The sequence below is a fragment of the Rhodococcus aetherivorans genome, from assembly GCF_025722975.1.
GTDB lineage: Bacteria > Actinomycetota > Actinomycetes > Mycobacteriales > Mycobacteriaceae > Rhodococcus > Rhodococcus aetherivorans.
Map to the genome: position 1 here is coordinate 3,204,162 of NZ_CP106982.1, position 18,300 is coordinate 3,222,461.

The following is an 18,300-nucleotide window of genomic DNA, read 5'->3' on the forward strand; positions in this document are numbered from 1 at the left end:
CCCGCCCGGTACTGCGTTCCCCGACATTCGCCCACCTCCGGGGGACCTGGCGGCCCATGGCCGGCTACCGTCGCAGCCTGCTCGACGTCGAGCACCCGCCCTGTGCTCCGCCGGGGGTCGGACCCCCATCGCGGCATACGCCGCCATGCGGGTCCTGTGCGGCATCGCGGCAGTCGCCGCCATCGCCAGGTCGATCACGACCTTGCTCGGATCATGGATCGACCGACCCTCGCCGCGGTGGTGCAGTGACGGCTCCCGGGGATCGGCGCGGTGGTGCACACGGTGACCGAGGCCGGCAGCCTCGACGAGGCGCGCCGCCGCCTCGACCGGACCAGGGGGTGCCGCTCAGGTGGCCAGGTCGGCGGCGTGGCGACGGGCCCGCTCGGCCGCCTGCAGCTCGAGCCCGTACAGCAACCCGAAGGTGAACCCGTTCTCCCCGGGTGTGGTCCCGGCCCGGGCACCGAACTCGCGCAGCAGGTCGGTGGCGACGGCGCTGTCCCGATGTTCGCCGAGGACCTGCTGGATGTTCGTGTAGCGGGCGATCTTGCGCTTCGCGCGTGTGCGGCCCAGCAGCGGGGCAGCCAACTCGACGGCATAGCGGGCCCGCTCGGCGGCCTTGCGGGCCCGACTCGGCGCCGCCTCGTCCTCGTCGGCGGCGGCCCGCACCCGGCTCAGGGCCGTGCGTTCGGCGGTGCGCACCGCCTTCTCGATCACCCGCGCACCGTCCCCATGGTCGGTCAGCGGTGGCTGCGTGCGCCAGCGTGCCAGCGCGGCGAGCAGCATGCGATACCGGTCGGAGTCCAGGGCGCGCAGCACCTCGTCGAGGTGGCGGCGCTCGTCGGCGAGCAGATCGGTGTCGAGCCGGGACGCCACCGGGCCCATCACCACTTCCGGCGGCAGTGTCTCGAGCGCGGCGGCCAGCCGGGCGCGCTGCACCTGCCGATCCCGAACATGACCGAGCAGCCCGGAATACCAAGACAATTCGGAATCGAGCCAGGTGCGTTGCGCGGGTTCGAACAGGTCCTGCCACACCCGGAGGGTGCTGCGCAGCCGCCGGATACCGACCCGGGTGGGATGTATCGGGTCCAGACCGCGGCGCAGCCACACGTCCCCCGCGCCGATCGCCTCGATCTGGGCGTCGAGGTAGGCACCGAGCATCCGCCGCGCTGTGGGGGCCTTCCCGGTGGGGGTGTGGGGGCCCGGGGCCGGGTCGGTTGCGGCGAGGGCGTGCTCGAGCTCGCTGCGGTGCGGGGCCGGTGCGGCGCCGGCGCGGGCCAGGGCCGCGGTGACGGCGGTGCGGTGCTTCTTCGTCGCCGCCGTACCGAGGTCGAGGTCGAGCTGGTGCCACTGTTCGACGGTTGCCGCCCGGCCGATCACGGTGGCCTGGACCGTCTCGACGATGATCTGCGCGAGCAGCCGGTCCTTGCGGTCGTACCACTCGTGCCGGTGCTCGCCGATGCCGAGGGTGACCGAGCGTCGCAGCGGCCGCCCGCCCGTCAGGCCCGCCACCGCCGCGGTGAGTTCGTCGGGCACGAGGTCGCTGTCGGTGGAGGCGAGGTGCAGTTCGGTACCGAGCGTGCCGCCGGGAACGGCCAGTTCCCAGCCGGGCTCGTCGTCGGGGCCGGGATTTCGGTACCGGAGGATGCTGTCCCAGTGCCGCAGATCGCGGTCGTCGGTGTCGAGGTAGATGCTGTGGCGCTCGGGGCCGGGGTGCTCGACGTGCCGTGCCTTCGGCAGGATGTCCTGCCATCGCGGCAGGTCCCCCCGGGACGACGCGAGATACGTGGTGTGGGCGGGCGCGGACGAGGCCATGACTTCGAGTCTGTCGCATCCGGCCGGGCTTCGGCAGTGAACGCGCCGGGTTCCCGCCGCAGGATGGTCTTCGGCGGTGGGCCAATCGACGGTCGAGGATCTCCGGGAATACGTGCTACATCCGCTCGTCTGGTCACCGACTCGACCCCGGCGGCCGCGGCGACGCTGGCCGCCCTCGGCAGCACCGGGCTGGTGGACTGGCCGGTGCCGGCCGCCGTCGGGGACGGGGCACCGGCCGCGAAACGGCTGATCCCGTACCGGCCCACCACCCGAGTCCAGTCCGGTACCACCACCGCTGCTGCGCCGGCGCGGTCGTCGACGCAGCCGAAGAATGCGGCGACGGTCGCACCGAGGCCCCTGCCGACGCCGGCGACGGACCGGACGGCCCGGCCCGATCCGGCGCGGGTGCGGTCACCGAAGCGTAAACCCCGGGTCGAACGCGCGGTGCAGTATGTGCGCGGAAGCTCTTGGGCCGATCAGGCTTTCACGAATCTGACCGAGGCACAACTGCACGTGCTGAAGTGGTGTCGCGAGATCGCGGGCACACGGATCCACGGCGCCACTGCGGTTGCTGCGGCCCCCCTTGACACCGGCGGTGCTCGGAACCGATCCTCGACCTCATTCCGCGACGGTCCCCGTCACAGCTCGAAACGGAGCATGCCATGACAACGCCCCGAGTTCCGGACATGCGCCGGTCGTACCTGCGGGTGCGGGACGTCGACCTGTACTGCGAGGACACCGGCGGTGAGGGCGAGCCGATCCTGTTCCTGCACGGGTTCTTCTTCGACGGGCGAATGTACGAGGCGCAGATCGCGGCGCTGAGGGATCGATACCGTTGCCTCACCCTCGATTTCCGGGGACAGGGCCGCTCCGGGCACGCCCGGAGCGGCTACCAGCTCGAGCAACTGACCGCCGACGTGCTCACCGTGATCCGGCGGCTCGACCTCGCACCCGCGCATCTGGTGGGGCTGTCGATGGGCGGCTTCGTCGGGATGCGCATCGGAGCGCGGGAACCGGACCAGGTGCGCTCGCTGACCCTGCTCAACACCGGCGCAACCCCGCACCCGCCCGCGAAGTACCCGCTGCACCTGGCCCTGACGGCCGTGGCCCGGCTCCTCGGGCCGTCACCTGCCCTCGTGCTGCGCGGCATCGAGAAGGAACTCTACGGCGCACCGTTCCGCACCGACCCCGCCCGGGAACCCGAGCGTCAGGCGTGGCGCAGGCGGTGGGCGCAGGCCGACCGGTCGTCACTGGCGAACACGATGCTCGGCATGATGGTCCGCCCCGACATCCGGGACGAGCTCCCCGCGGTGAGCGTGCCGACGCTGATCGTCGCGGGACAACTGGATGTCGAGATGCCGCCGCATCTCTCCCGCGAAATGCACGCGCTGATCCCGGGCTCGCGACTGGTGGAACTCGACGGGGTGGGCCACAGTTCGACGCTGGAAGACCCGGCCCGGGTCACCGGCATCCTGGAGCGTTTTCTCGCCGAGGTCGGCTGACCGAGGAGAACCCCCGGGGTGCGTGGCCGCCGGTCCGACAGGTCCGCCCCTCACCCGGGCGACATCGTCTCGACCTGCGCCTCCTAGATCGGACGGAACCCCGCCCCGGCGCCGCCCCGCGCATCGGCGTCACCGACGACGGCCGTCATGCTCGTGCCGACCTCCGGACCGAGGCAGGCAACGCTGAGATAGCCGTTCACCATGCCCACGAGCGTGGTTCCGACCACCACCGGACCTCCCGAGTCGCCGAGGTCGACGCACGTCTGCGTCCAGGTCTGCCCCGAACCGAACACATCGCCGTAGGCCACCCCGCAGGTATGCCCCGTGGTGCGGCCCTGCTTGCAGACGATGTCCGGGAACTGCGCCGGTCCCCCGATCCCCGTGATCGTCGTGTTTCCCACCCGATTCACGGGCGCCACCTTCGCCGGCTCGAACACGATCACCGCGTAGTCCAAGTCCGCATCGGTGTAGGCGATCGTGCCGACCACACCGGCGTCCGGATCGGCCTCCGAGGCGACCGTGGACCCGGCGTTTCCGCAGTGCCCCGCCGTGAATCCGACCAGCCGGCCCCCGGAATCGGGGCCGATCGTGGTGAGGGTGCAGTAGTTCCGGCCGTCCATGACGATACCGGAACCGCCGCCGAGGACGGCCGGATCGGCGGCCGCTGCAACACCGGTGCCGGCGAGCAGCGACGCGCCGACGGCGAGAACGAGGATGCCGAGTCTCATGGCGGGCCTCTCCCGAAGGTCGAGCGAACGAGTCGGACACGCGCAGGAACGGGAGGGTCGCGCGTACGATCCACCGCCCTCGGGCGCTGTTTCTCGATCATCCGCCGCACCGGGTGCTGTTCGCAGCGTTTTCCGGGACGAGAACACGCGGCGGGGACCGATCCGGGGAAGGGAACGACCGGACCGGCAGATCGGGGACAGCGGTGCGACGGGGGCGCGGGATCGTCGCCGCGATCGCCTCAGGGCGAGACGGGCGGAGGCGGGGTATCGCCATGGATGACCAGCACCGGGCAGTGTGCGTGCTCGGCGCATGCGGCGCTGACCGAACCGAGCAGCAGGCCGCTGAAGCCGCCGTGCCCCCGGCTTCCCACCACCAGGAACTGCGCGTCGCGGCTCTCGTCGAGCAGGACGCGCGCGGCTCCGCCGCGGCGAACCAGTTCCTGCACGGACACGCCGGGCTCGCTCCCGAGGACCCCGGTGACCGTCTCGTGCAGCATCCCGGACGTTTCCCGCTCCGGATCCCAATCGCTCGGCCAGCCTTCCGCGGCGGCCCAGGGAATCTCCCATGCCGCCACGGCGTCGACCTCGAACCCTGCCGAGCGGGCGACGAATCGTGCCCAGCGCAGTGCCCCCTTCGACGGCTCCGAACCGTCCACTCCGACCACGACGCGGCCGGTCATTCCGTCATCGGTCACGACGACTCCTCTCCTGCCCGGCGCGGTCGGAACGGTCGGCGCCGGGATCCTCGACGCAGGCGGCGCCGAGGAACGGTCGTTCGCCGCCGCATCCGGGTGGTACGGCTTCGTGCGGGCCGGTGCGTGACCGCCCGGGTGAACTCTCGAAGCTCGTGCCGGAAGGAAAGCTGGACTCGACCACCGCGCAGCGGGAGTGCCCTGTACCGACGCGGTGCGTATCGACATCGGAAACGATGCCCATGGACCCAGTCTATGCTCGCGCTCGCCCGCAGGTACGCATCGGCGTCGACGTACTGCGGAGCGGTTACCAGCCCGCCGATCCAGGGATTCCCTTGAACGGGCCGACGACCGAGCTGGTGATCCAGCCGCCGTAGAACCCGCCGGGTTGCGGGACGACCTCCTCGCCGTCGACGGTGCACCGGTCGACCTGGGCGGCCATCACCGCGACGGCCCCGGCGATCGCGCGGAAGGCGGGGGTGGGATCACGGTAGGTCCATGCCGCTTTCGGCGCGACCCGCGAGTCGGTCACCAGGTCGTAGTAGCTTGCCCTGCCCTTCCACTCGCACCACGACGAGCCCGGCGTCTCCCGAAGCACCCCTTCGGCGAAGGCGTCGGCGGGAAGGTAGTAGGTCGGCGGATGGCTGGTCTCCAGTACCCGCCAGGCGCGCGTACTCGACGCGATGGTCCGGCCGCCCCGTTCCACGGTGATCGAGCCGGTGAAGGTCTCCACGCGGGGCGGGCGCGGGTAGTCCCACACCGACTCCTGCCCGGCGGCAGGTTCGACGGGTCTCGGACGGGTTGTCACGGCGACCTCCTCGTGGTCACCTCCCCAGGGTACGGGCACGACCGCGGGGCCGGGGCTGTCGGGACCGAGGGTGCCGGGTAACCGAGTTGCGGCCCCTGCGTCCGTGGGCGACGAGTCAGGACCGCAGCAATGCGCGGCTCGTCGGTTCCGAGTCGTCGAGGCCGTCCACTACGCTACCGGCCGATCCCTCCTCGGCCGTGCCGGTGCCCTCCACTCCCGACGGTGTCGGTGGACCGCTCAGAACAGGCGCCGCATGATCTTCAGCGCAGCTTGGGTGTAGGGCGGGTAGTTCATCGCCGGATCCGGGCGGAACGGCTTGACGAGCACCGCCTTGCGGTGACTGAGCGCCTCGAAACCGTAGCGCCCGTGGTACGCCCCCATTCCGCTGGCGCCCACGCCACCGAACGGCAGTTGTGGGGCGAGGACGTGCATGCCGACGTGGTTGACCACCACGCCACCCGCGCTGATTCGCTGCGTGATCTTCTTCTGGGTGTTCAGGGATTTGGAGAACACGTACGCTGCAAGGGGTTTGGGGCGGGCACCGATGAAGTCGAGGGCTGCGTCGACCGAGTCGACGGTGAGGATCGGCAGGATGGGCCCGAAGATCTCGTCCGTCATGCCCGGGTCGTCGGGTGCCGGATCGACGATCGCGGTCGGTTCGACGGTGAGAGTGTCACGATCGCACCTGCCGCCGGTGACGATGCGTCCGGTTGTGGACTCCAGATACGCCTCGAGCCGATCGAAGTGACGGTGGTTGACCACCCGCATCCCCGGCTGCGGTTCCTCGCTGCGGAACAGGGCGATCGTGTCGACGATCTTGTCGACGAGCCCGTCGCGGACGGACCGCTCGACCAGTACGTAGTCGGGCGCGATGCAGCTCTGTCCGGAGTTGAGGAGTTTGATCCAGGCGATGCGCCGCGCGGTGACCTCGAGATCGGCGTCCTCGGCGACGATGACCGGAGACTTGCCACCGAGTTCGAGGATCACCGGCGTGAGCTGCGGGGCGGCGGCGGCCATGATCTTGCGGCCCACCTCGGTGCCGCCGGTGTACAGGGCGAGATCGAATCCCTGCGCGAGCAGGCTCTGGGTGAGCTCGGCATCGCCTTCGGCGACCACGACGGCCTCCGGGTCGAGGTACTGCGGAATCAGCCGGGCGAGCAGCGCGGACGTGGCGGGGGCCAGCTCCGACGGTTTGATCACGGCACAGTTTCCGGCGGCCACTGCCGCGACGAGCGGACCGAGCGTCAGATACACCGGGTAGTTCCACGGTGCGATGATCAGGACCACTCCCATCGGCTCGTACTGCACCCAGCCGAGTGCGGGAAACTGGTTGATCGACAAGGACTTCGGTCGAGGAAGCATCCATCGCCGGACCCGCTTGCGGGCGTAGGCGGCTTCGGCCCGGGTGGAAGCGACGTCGCCGAGCCAGGCTTCGACCGCGTTTCGGCCCAGGTCCTCCTGCAGGGCGGCCGCAATCTCGGCTTCGCGCTCGTCGGCGAGTTTCTCGATGCCGCGGAGCTGGCGGATGCGCCATCCGGCATCGCGCGTGCGTCCGGTCGCGTAGGCCTTCCGCAGTCGGGTCAGGAGTTCGGTCGATGTGTCGGTGGATGTGACGGTCATGTGGTCCTCCAAGCGGAAGTCGAGAGTGGATGTGCGGTCGGCCTGTCGCGGCGGAACGGCGAATGGGCGGACGGCGGCACGGGGGCCGGGGCGAGGTCGTCGACGACAGGGCCTCGGGCGCGGGTCGTCGGGATGCGCCGGCGCAAGCGGCACCCGGACGGTGGCCCGAGCCCGCGGCGGCGGGTGGCACCGAATCGGGCGGTGCCGCGCCGACGCGGTGCCCCGACATCCGGAGCGATGCCCATCGCCACAGTCTAGGACCCGCTGGTGCCTGCGGATACGTGTCGGCCGGGTTACGTGTTCAGTGCACGGCAGGAGCCCGACGAGCAACTCGATCGGAAGGCCTCGGAGGTCGCCGAGCGCTCCGGAAGGTATTCGTCCGTGGCGTGCCCACAGTCGTCTCGCACGACGCACCGGTCACGATCGCACGAGCAGATCGCTGTGTCCGGGTGGGGGCGGCGGATACCATCGAGTTCTCGGCGCTGGCACGACGGCTCTCGGATTGGAGCTCGATTATGGCCGATGACGCGAAACTCCTCGACTATCTGAAACGGGTGACCGCAGAGCTCTATCAGGCCCGGGAGAAGCTTCGCGAGGTCGAGGGGGTGAGTCGCGAACCGATCGCCGTCGTCGGGATGGGGTGCCGGTTCCCCGGCGGCGTCCGCTCCCCACAGGATCTGTGGCACCTGGTGGAATCCGGTTCGGAGACCGTCTCCGGGTTCCCCACGGACCGGGGTTGGGAAGCGGCGGATCTCTACGATCCGACGGGCCGGCAGGCCGGCAGGACGTACACGGTGCAAGGTAGCTTTCTCGACGATGCAGCGGGTTTCGACCCGGAGGTCTTCGGAATCTCGCCTCGCGAAGCACTGGCGATGGACCCGCAGCAGCGACTCCTGCTCGAGACGAGCTGGGAGACCTTCGAGCACGCCGGCATCGATCCGCGGTCCGTGCACGGCAGGCAGATCGGCGTCTTCACCGGTCTGTCCGGAATCGACTACTCGGCACGGGCGGGCGGCGCCCCGCCCGAGGAACTCGCGGGCTACTTCATCACCGGCACCGCGATGAGTGTCGCCTCCGGCCGTGTCGCATACAGCTTCGGACTGAACGGACCCGCGATCACCGTCGACACGGCATGCTCGTCGTCCCTGGTGTCCGTCCACCTCGCCATGCAGGCACTGCGCAACGGCGAGTGCGAACTCGCCCTGGCCGGCGGGGCGACCGTCATGTCGACGCCCGCGGTGTTCGTCGAGTTCAGCCGGCAGCGTGGACTGGCCCACGACGGGCGCTGTAAGGCGTTCTCCGCCGCGGCCGACGGTACGGCGTGGGGCGAAGGCGCCGCGATCCTCGCGCTGGAACGCCTGTCCGACGCCGAGCGCAACGACCGCCGGATCCTCGCCGTCGTCCGCGGCAGCGCGGTGAACCAGGACGGCGCCAGCAACGGCCTGACCGCCCCGAGCAAGCAGGCCCAGGAACGGGTGATCCGGCAGGCCCTGACCGACGCCGGACTCGGCCCGGCCGACGTCGACGCGGTCGAAGCCCACGGCACCGGCACCACGCTGGGCGATCCCATCGAGGCGTCCGCCCTGCTGGCCGGCTATGGCCGCGATCGGCCCCCCGACCGGCCGTTGTGGCTCGGCTCGGTGAAGTCGAACCTCGGGCACACCCAGGCAGCCGCCGGAGTGGCCGGAGTGATCAAGATGATCATGGCGATGCGGCACGGTGTGCTGCCGAGAACGCTGCACGTCGACCGCCCCACCCCCCACGTCGACTGGTCCGCCGGATCGGTGTCCCTGCTCACCGAGAACCGGGAATGGCCGGCGACCGACCGGCCCCGCCGGGCGGCGGTCTCCTCGTTCGGCATCAGCGGCACGAACGCCCACGTCGTGCTGGAGCGGCCGACCCCACCGCCGGACGCTGCGCCCACCGACGGGATCGACGGATCGGACGACGTCGTGGCCTGGTTCGTGTCGGGCCACACCGAACCGGCGCTGCGCGCGCAGGCCCACAGGCTGGGGGACTACGTCGCCGACCACCCCGAGCTGACACCCGCCCAGGTGGCCGGCCCGCTGCTGACCTCCCGCGCGACCTTCGACCACCGTGCCGCCGTGCTCGGTACCGACCGGACGGCCCTGCTGTCCGGTCTCGACGCGCTCGGCCGAGGCGCCCCCGACCCCGGTGTGATCACCGGCGTGGCGGTCGAGGCGGGCGACCGGCCGGTGTTCGTCTTTCCCGGGCAGGGCGCGCAGTGGGTGGGCATGGCCACCGAACTGCTGGAGTCCTCCCCGGTGTTCGCCGACAGCCTGCGCGAGTGCGCCGACGCCCTGGCCCCGCACACCGGGTTCGCGCTGCTCGACGTGCTCCGCGACCGCGATCCGGCGGCCCTGGACCGGGCCGACGTCGTGCAACCCGCGCTGTTCGCGGTGATGGTCGGTCTTGCGCGGCTGTGGCACGCACACGGCGTCGAACCGGCGGCCGTGGTCGGGCACTCGCAGGGCGAGATCGCCGCCGCCCACGTCGCCGGCGCGCTGACCCTGCCCGACGCGGCGCTCGTCGTCGCGGCCCGCAGCCGGGTGATCACGGAATCGGCCCGGCGCGGCGGTGGCATGGCGTCGGTGGGTCTGCCGGCGGACGCGGTGCGGCAGCAGATCGAACCCTGGGCCGGGACCGTCGAGGTGGCGGCGATCAACGGTCCGGCCGCCACGGTCGTGTCCGGCCCCGGCGACGCCCTCGAGGTACTGGTCGCGCGGTGGCAGGCCGACGGTGTCCAGGCCCGGCGCATCACCGTCGACTACGCCTCCCACTGCGCGGACGTCTCGGTGCTGCGCAGGCCCATTCTCGACGCTCTCGCCCCGATCACCCCGCAGCGTTCGCGGATCCCGTTCTACTCGACGGTGAGCGGGGACATGATGGACGGCACCGCACTCGACGCCGACTACTGGTACCGGAACCTGCGCCGGCCGGTGCGCTTCGAGGACGCGACGAGATCTCTGGCCCGCGACGGGTATCGGCTGTTCGTCGAGTCGGGGAGCCATCCGGTCCTGACCGTGCCGCTGCAGGAGACCCTGGACGCGGCCGGCATCGCGGGTCGCGCCCTCGGCACCCTCCGGCGCGACCGGGCAGGCCTACGCCAGTTCACCACCGCCCTCGCCGAGGCACACGTGTCCGGGGCGCACATCGAGTGGGACCGGGTCGGGTGGGCTCGGCGCGACGGTGGGCGGCCGTGGGTGGACCTGCCGACGTATGCCTTCCAGCACCGCCGCTACTGGCTGGACAGTCCCGCGCCGCAGGGTGATGTCACGTCGGCGGGCATGGACACGGGTGGACACCCGATGCTTGCCGCGTCGGTCGAACTCGGTGACGGCCGGGGCGTGGTGTTCACGGGCGTGCTGTCGCCGCGACGTCTTCCGTGGCTGAGCGACCATGCGGTCAGCGGCACCGTCATCCTGCCCGGCACGGCGTTCGTGGAGCTCGCCCTGCACGCGGGGAACCGCGTCGGGTTCGGCCGGCTCGACGAACTCGCCCTCGAGGCACCCGCCAGGATTCCCGCCGAGGGGGACGTCGCCCTACAGGTGAGCGTGCTCGCGGACGGCGACACCGGCCGAGCCACGGTGTCGGTGCACTCGCGGCCGGTGGATGCCGCACAGCAGACTCCGTGGACCCGGCACGCCACCGGCACCCTCACCCCGGGCTCGGAGACCACCGACCTCGCCGAACACCGGTGGCCGCCCGCCGACGTCACGCCGATCGACATCGGAGGGCTCTACGGACTGCTCGACGAGGCCGGCTACGGGTACGGCCCGAGCTTTCGAGGACTCCGGGCGGCGTGGCGCCGCGGTGACGACCTGTACGGCGAAGTGCGGCTGAACGGCGAGGACCCGGCTGCGGCGGTCGCGGGATACGGGATCCACCCGGCGGTGCTCGACGCGGCGCTGCACCTGATCGCGCTCGGAACCGCCGCGACCGGTGCACGCGACCTCCGGCTGCCGTTCGCCTGGGGCACAGTGCAGCTGCACGCGGTGGGCGCAACCGCCCTGCGCGTGCACATCACCCCGATCGGGCCCGACCGCTACCGGATATCCGCGTACGACGCGGCCGGTAAACCGGTGTTGACCGCCGATTCGTTGGCGCTGAGGCCGCTCGGGGATACGCGCGTACCGGCCGCCGGGACCGGCGACAGCCTCTACCGAGTGGCGTGGATGCCCGTCGGTGCCGCCACCACCGCTTCGGCCGACCTGGTGCCGCTCGAGGAGGCGCTCACCGGCGGTGATCACGCAGGTCGCGTGCTGTGGCTGGCTTGCGAACCGGGCGACGGGCCGGACATGCCGACCCGGGTGCACGCCGCCGCGGAGGCGACGTTGCGGGCGGTCCAGTCCTGGCTCCGCGCGGATCACCTGGCCGAGACCCGCCTGCTGGTGACGACCAGGCTCGCGGTGGCGGTCCGCGACGACGACCCGATCGACGTGTCTGCCGCGCCCGCGTGGGGGCTGCTCGGTGCGGTGCAACACGAGCATCCGAACCGCATCACCCTGGTGGACCTGGACGCGGCGGCCCCTGCCCTCGCCCGTCCTGAGGTGCTGGCAACGGCGTTGGCCTGCAACGAACCTCAGCTGGCGATCCGCGACGGTGTACTCCTGGCGCCCATGCTCGCCGCGGTGACGCCGCCCGACGCCGCACCCGAATCGGGCCCGCCGCCCTTCGGCCCGGGCGGCACGGTCGTGATCACCGGTGGCACAGGAACCATCGGCAGACTGATCGCCCGCCACCTCGTAGCGCGATACGGCGTGCGGCGGCTGGTGCTGACCGGCCGACACATGCTCGACGCCGAGAGTGCGGCCGCACTGCGCGCCGATTTCACCGAGTCGGGGGCCGAGGTTAGCGTCGCCGCCTGCGACGTGGCCGATCGGGCAGCGGTGGCCGCTCTGCTGGCCGCCATTCCCGACCTGTCGGGCGTGATCCACGCCGCCGGGGTGCTCGACGATGCCACCGCCGCCACCTTGACGCAGGACCAGCTGCACGCCGTCCTCCGGCCCAAGGCGGACGGTGCCTGGCATCTGCACGAACTCACGCGCGACCGCGAGCTGTCGGCGTTCGTGCTCTTCTCCTCCGCGGCGGGTGTGCTCGGCGGCGCCGGCCAGGCAAACTACGCGGCGGCGAATGTGTTCCTGGACGCACTCGCGCAGCACCGCCGCGTCCGCGGGCTGCCGGCGATCGCCATGGCCTGGGGGTTGTGGGCCCGCCCCAGCGGGATGACGTCCCATCTCGGCGCGGCCGACCTCGACCGGTTGCGGCGCACCGGCATCGACACCATCAGCCCGGAGTCGGGGCTGACCCTGTTCGACGCGGCGCTTGCCGTGAACAGTCCGCTGGTCGTGCCGATACGGCTCGCGACGCGTTCCGCTCGGGTCGACGGTGAGTCGATCCCGCCCATCTTGCGCCGGGTCCTCGGTAGCCGTCATCGTCGCGCCGCTGCCGCCGAGCCGCCCACCGGCCTCGCCGAGGAGTTGCGGGCGCTGAATCCCGGAGAGCGTCACAGCCGGCTGCTGGACCTCGTCACCACCCATGTGGCCGCCGTGCTCGGCCACGACGGAAAAGAAGCGATCGACCCGGAACGGGCTTTCAAGCAACTCGGCTTCGACTCGCTGACCGCCGTGCAACTGCGCAATCAGCTCGCCACCGCCACCGGCGTCACGCTGCCCGCGACGGTGGTGTTCGATCATCCGACCGCGGAGGCGCTCACCCGGGAGCTCGAGGCTCGGCTGATCGGCAGCGCTGCGGCTCCGCAGCCGACCCGACCGACGCGGACTCGCGGGGACGACGAGCTGATCGCGATCGTAGGGATGGCCTGCAGGTACCCGGGCAGGGTGTACTGCCCGGACGACCTGTGGCGACTCGTCCGCGACGGCAACGACGCCGTGGGGCCCTACCCCCGCAACCGAGGCTGGAATCTCGACGACGTCTACCACCCCGACCCCGACCGCAGCGGCACGACGTACATGAGCGAAGGCGGATTCCTCTACGACGCCGACGAATTCGACGCCGCGTTCTTCGGCATCAGCCCGCGCGAGGCGATCGCGATGGACCCGCAGCACCGGCTGCTCCTGGAGAGCGCCTGGGAAGCGTTGGAACAGTCCGGGATCCCACCGAATTCGCCCGGACTCACCGACACCGGGGTGTACGTCGGGCTGATGGGGGGCGACTACGGGTTCTCTCTGATGACTCAGCGCACTGTCGACGCCGAGGGCTATCTGATGACCGGGACCAGCAACAGCGTGGCGTCCGGCCGGATCTCCTACACCCTCGGCTTCACCGGTCCCGCAGTCACCGTCGACACCGCCTGCTCGTCGTCGCTGGTGGCCGTGCATCTCGCGGCGCGGGCGCTGCGCGACGGCGAATGCGCGCTCGCGCTGGCCGGCGGGGCGACGGTGATGGCCACTCCCGGCGTGCTGATCGAGTTCAGCCGCCAGCGGGGGCTCGCCCCGGACGGACGGTGCAAGCCGTTCTCCGACCGGGCAGACGGCACCGGGCTCGCCGAGGGCGCGGGAATGGTGGTGCTGGAGCGACTCGGCGACGCCCGGCGCAACGGCCACCGGGTACTGGCGATCGTCCGCGGATCGGCGGTCAACCAGGACGGGGCCTCCAACGGATTGACCGCCCCGAACGGGCCGTCCCAGGAGCGGGTGATCCGCCGGGCACTCGCCGACGCCGCGCTCGGCCCCGCCGACATCGACGCCGTGGAGGCACACGGCACCGGCACGACGCTCGGTGACCCCATCGAGGCGCAGGCGCTGCTGGCCGCCTACGGGCACGGTCGGGCGGGGCAACCGTTGTGGCTCGGCTCGGTCAAGTCGAACATCGGCCATGCCCAGGCGGCGGCGGGGGTGGCCGGCGTGATCAAGATGGTGATGGCGATGAGGCACGGGGTGCTGCCGCCGAGCCTGCACAGCGACGCCCCGACCCGGCACGTCGATTGGCCCGCCGGCGAGGTCTCCCTGCTCGCCGAACCGGTGGCGTGGCCGGACACCGGACGGCCCCGTCGCGCGGGGGTCTCGTCGTTCGGCATCAGCGGCACGAACGCGCACGTGATCCTCGAGCAGCCACCCGGCGCCGCACCGACCGAGGTGGCGCCCCGATCCGCAACGCCGCTCATCTGGGTGATCTCCGGAAAGACCGGTGATGCGCTGCGTGCGCAGGCCGCCCGGTTGGCCGAGTTCCTCGACAGTGACGAGTTCGTCTCGCAGAGCGGGGACGACGCTCCGGATCTCGCCGACCTCGCATACTCTCTGGCAACCACCCGATCCGGCTTCTCCCACCGCGCCGCGGTGATCGGCGAAACCCGGGCCGACCTACGCGAGGGCCTGGCCCGCATCGTCGCGGGGCGACCGGGCGGCAACGTTGTCGCCGGGACGAGCACCCGCGGCAAGACGGCCTTCATGTTCACCGGCCAGGGTGCGCAACGGATCGGGATGGGGCGCGGCCTCTACGATGCCTACCCGGTGTTCGCGGCGGCCCTGGACGACGTGTGTTCCGCATTCGACGCGCACAGGGAAATTCCGCTGCGGCAGGTGATCTGGGGTGACACCGAGGGGGGTGCCGCGAAACTCGACAGCACCGAATACACCCAACCGGCGCTGTTCGCGGTCGAGGTCGCGCTCTGCCGGCTGCTGTGGGAGTGGGGCATCACCCCCGACTATCTGATCGGCCATTCGATCGGAGAGATCACCGCCGCACACGTCGCGGGGGTGTTCAGCCTGCCCGATGCCGCCGCCCTGGTGGGGGAGCGCGGACGGTTGATGCAGTCGACCGAACCGGGCCGGATGATCGCCGTGCGCGCACGCGCGGGAGATGTCGTGACGCGAATCGATGGCCGGGTCGATCTCGCGGCGGTCAACGGCGCCGAATCGGTGGTCCTCGCGGGCGGCGAACGCGACGTGCACGCGGTCGCCTCCGAACTGTCCGCGGCCGGCATGACGACCACGAGCCTGCGGGTCGAGCGGGCCTTCCATTCCACCCTGATGGAACCCATCCTCGGGCAATTCGCCACCGTCGTGTCGAACCTGACCCCACAGTCGCCGAAGATGCCGGTCGTCTCCAACGTCACCGGGCGCCTCGCGACCGTCGACGAACTCGGGTCGGCGGACTACTGGACCCGGCACATCCGGCAACCGGTGCGATTCCACGACGGCATTCGCGCCCTCGACGAACTCGGCGTCACCCGTTGTGTCGAAGTCGGTCCCGGCGCGGCCCTGGCCACACACGCGGCCGAGATCGTCCCGAACGCGATCGCGACACTGCCCGGACACGGAGACGAGACCCACGAGATCATCGAAGCGGTCGCCGCCGCCTACGTGCAGGGCATCACGATCGACTGGGATCGGGTGCTGCCCGGTCGTCGCCGGGTGGACCTGCCCACCTACGCATTCCAGCGTCGTTCCTTCTGGCCGTCGGCGCCTGCGCGAAATCCCGGCGATCCGACGGAGTTGGGGCTGAGCCCGGCGGATCATCCGCTGCTCGGCGCCGCGGTGACACTCGACGACGACGCGACGTTGTACACCGGACAGCTCTCGCTCGAGCGGGATACCTGGCTCGTGGCACCGCCCGCCGACGACGGCGACCCGCCGTCGACCGATGGCCCGCGGACGGTGTCACCGGCGGTGTTGGTCGAACTCACCTTGCATGTCGCCCGACGAGCCGGTCTCGACCACATCGACGAACTCACCCTGCACCGCCCGCTGATCCTCCCGTCGTCGGGGACGGCATCGATTCGGGTGCTCGTGTCGCCGGCCGGCAACCCCGACACTCGCACCGTCACCATCTCGTCGAACCCGGGGGAGACCGACGGCGCGGACACCTGGATTCCGAACGCCTCGGCGACGATCGACGACGTCGTCGCCGGGGCACCGCCGCGCGTCCCGGGCGACGCCGAGGCCGAAGTGCACCTCGACGAAGGCACCGACACCAGCGGTTTCGGTATCCATCCGCAGCTGCTGCACGCGGCGCTCGAGCCGGTTCTCGGGCGGGACGGCTGGCCGCTGACCTGGTCGGGAATCCGGCTGCACACCGTCGGTGCGGAGGCGGTGTCGGTGCGGTTCGCGCCGAGCGAGGACGGCCGGTATCGCGTCGTCACCACCGGCCCCGGAGGGGGACCGGTGCTGACGGTCGATGCGCTGCGGGTGGTGCCGAGGGCGGTCGCCGCGGACGGGGCAGCCCGTGCGGCGCCCCGGCGACTGCACCGGCTGACCTGGGTTCGGGTGGAGGGTGCCTCATCCGAGCGGCCCCGCGGTCCGGTGGCGGTCCTCGGTGCCGAGGGGGCGGGTGACCGGGGCCTCGGCGCGGCGCTGCCGCGCTATCCCGACGTGGGGGCCCTGCGCACCGCGATGGAGTGCGGGCCGGGCGACGACGATCGGCGTCCGTGGACGGTGCTGGTCGGGTGCCGCACCGAGGGCGAGCACGGTCCGGACGCGACCCACGAACTGTGCGCGCGGGTGCTGCGGCTGCTGCAGGAGTGGCTGGACGAGGACGCTGTCGCCGACAGCCCGCTGGTGATCGTCACCCGCAACGCGATGGTCACCGACGACGGGCAGGACCGGGACGCTCGCGCCGACCTCGCGGCCGCGGCGGTGTGGGGCCTCGTGGGCTCCGCGCAGAACGAGAACCCGGGCCGGTTCCTGCTGATCGACCTCGACGACGAGTCGGACGCCGAGGCCGTGCTCACCTCGGCATCGGCAAGCGGGGAACCGCAATTGGCGGCCCGGCACAACCTCCTGTATGCGCCTCGGTTGCGGCGTATGCGCGCCGTCGACGAGTCGGGATCGCCCCTCGATCCCCGCGGCACCGTTCTCGTCACCGGCGGCACCGGCACGGTCGGATCGTTGGTGGCGCGCCACCTGGTGACCGAGCACGGGGCCCGGAATCTGGTGTTGACCAGCCGCCGCGGACCCGACGCCGAGGGCTGCGGCCGGCTGCGCCGCGAACTCGGCGGCATGGGGGCCGAGGTGAGCATCGTCGCCTGCGACACCTCCGACGAGTCGGCAGTCGCCGGATTACTGGCCCGGATACCGTCCGAGCACCCACTGACGGCGGTGATCCACGCGGCCGGAGTGCTCGACGACGGCACCCTGGCGTCGCTCACCCCCGAACGTCTCGACGCGGTGCTGCGGCCGAAGGTGGACGCAGCCTGGCACCTGCACCGGCTGACCGCGAAATGCGACGTGCGAGCCTTCGTCATGTTCTCGTCGCTCGCCGGCATCCTGGGAGCCCCCGGGCAGGCGAACTACGCGGCCGCGAACATGTTTCTCGACGCTCTCGCCCATCACCGCCGCGCCCTCGGGCGGCCCGCCCTCTCGATCGCGTGGGGGATGTGGGCACCACCGAGCGCCATGACCGACAACCTCGGTGCGATCGATCTCGTCCGGGCACGCCGCAGCGGATTGGTACCGATGACCGCTGCCGACGGGCTGGCGCTCTTCGACAGCGCGTTGACCGCCGGTGCCCCCGCTGTGGCGGCCGCTCGGTTCGACCCCTCCGGTTCGGCCGCCCCCCACGTTCCGGCCCCGATGCGTGGTCTGATCCGGGAATCGCGCCCGCGCGCCGCGGGGTCGGATCCGGTCGGGACCGGATCGACGGCGTCCGGGCCGGCGGAGTGGGCGCAGCGCCTCGCCGACCGGTCGATTCCCGAACAGCGACACCTGATGCTCGACCTGGTACGGGCCGGCGCCGCCGCCGTACTCGGCTACGACGCCTCGGACTCGGTCGACCCGGACCAGGCGTTCAAGGAACTCGGCTTCGACTCGCTGGCGGCTGTTGCGCTCCGCAACCATCTCGGTGCCGTCACCGGGCTGCGGTTGCCGCCGACCATGGTGTTCGACCACCCGAGCCCGCGTGCCGTCGCCGAGTTTCTGCGAGCCGAACTCATTCCGGACCCGGTGTCGGTTGCCCTCGCCGATGTCGACCGGCTTCGGGCGACCATCGCCGAGCTCGGCGAAGACAGCGCGGCGCGGTCGGCGATCGCGCAGCGGTTGGGGAACCTGCTGGCCGAAGTTGCTGCGGCCGACGATACCCATGCCGATCCCGTCGGCAGGATTCGTGCCGCGACCAGCGAGGAGATCCTCGACATGATCGATCGCGGTCTGTGAACCGAA

Annotated in this window: 7 protein-coding genes; 2 read left to right on the forward strand and 5 right to left on the reverse strand. The window is 71.5% G+C overall.

Translation table 11 applies throughout. The features are described 5' to 3' along the window. Nucleotides 1-345 precede the first annotated feature (345 nt). Nucleotides 346-1,812 carry a CYTH and CHAD domain-containing protein gene (locus OCS65_RS14520; RefSeq protein WP_006936537.1) on the reverse strand — a complete coding sequence of 489 codons (1,467 nt, stop codon included), beginning with the start codon at nucleotides 1,810-1,812 and terminating at the stop codon, nucleotides 346-348. Between the two features lie 662 nt (nucleotides 1,813-2,474). Between OCS65_RS14520 and OCS65_RS14530 the strand changes: the two genes are divergently transcribed. After that, nucleotides 2,475-3,314 carry an alpha/beta fold hydrolase gene (locus OCS65_RS14530; RefSeq protein WP_198163413.1) on the forward strand — a complete coding sequence of 280 codons (840 nt, stop codon included), beginning with the start codon at nucleotides 2,475-2,477 and terminating at the stop codon, nucleotides 3,312-3,314. Between the two features lie 83 nt (nucleotides 3,315-3,397). Here the strand turns inward: OCS65_RS14530 and OCS65_RS14535 are convergent, their stop codons facing one another. From OCS65_RS14535 to OCS65_RS14550, 4 genes are all read right to left on the reverse strand, one after another. Next, on the reverse strand, nucleotides 3,398-4,042 hold the full coding sequence (locus OCS65_RS14535) for a chymotrypsin family serine protease (RefSeq protein WP_006936531.1): 645 nt from the start codon (nucleotides 4,040-4,042) through the stop codon (nucleotides 3,398-3,400). 239 nt (nucleotides 4,043-4,281) lie between these two features. Beyond that, nucleotides 4,282-4,737 (reverse strand): universal stress protein, encoded by a 456-nt coding sequence (locus OCS65_RS14540; protein WP_080688533.1) that lies wholly within the window; start codon nucleotides 4,735-4,737, stop codon nucleotides 4,282-4,284. A gap of 304 nt (nucleotides 4,738-5,041) precedes the next feature. Beyond that, nucleotides 5,042-5,542 (reverse strand): DUF427 domain-containing protein, encoded by a 501-nt coding sequence (locus tag OCS65_RS14545; protein ID WP_065922536.1) that lies wholly within the window; start codon nucleotides 5,540-5,542, stop codon nucleotides 5,042-5,044. Between the two features lie 237 nt (nucleotides 5,543-5,779). Next, on the reverse strand, nucleotides 5,780-7,162 hold the full coding sequence (locus tag OCS65_RS14550) for an aldehyde dehydrogenase family protein (protein WP_231772801.1): 1,383 nt from the start codon (nucleotides 7,160-7,162) through the stop codon (nucleotides 5,780-5,782). A gap of 515 nt (nucleotides 7,163-7,677) precedes the next feature. Here OCS65_RS14550 and OCS65_RS14555 point away from each other — a divergent pair. Next, entirely contained in the window at nucleotides 7,678-18,294 is a 10,617-nt protein-coding gene (locus OCS65_RS14555; protein WP_231772802.1) for a type I polyketide synthase, read from the forward strand. The last annotated feature ends 6 nt before the right edge of the window (nucleotides 18,295-18,300 follow it).

Coding starts and splice junctions, on each gene's coding strand:
- OCS65_RS14520 (WP_006936537.1), bottom strand. CDS start 1,812: ATGGCCTCGTCCGCGCCCGCCCACACCACGTATCTCGCGTCGTCCCGG.
- OCS65_RS14530 (WP_198163413.1), top strand. CDS start 2,475: ATGACAACGCCCCGAGTTCCGGACATGCGCCGGTCGTACCTGCGGGTG.
- OCS65_RS14535 (WP_006936531.1), bottom strand. CDS start 4,042: ATGAGACTCGGCATCCTCGTTCTCGCCGTCGGCGCGTCGCTGCTCGCC.
- OCS65_RS14550 (WP_231772801.1), bottom strand. CDS start 7,162: ATGACCGTCACATCCACCGACACATCGACCGAACTCCTGACCCGACTG.
- OCS65_RS14555 (WP_231772802.1), top strand. CDS start 7,678: ATGGCCGATGACGCGAAACTCCTCGACTATCTGAAACGGGTGACCGCA.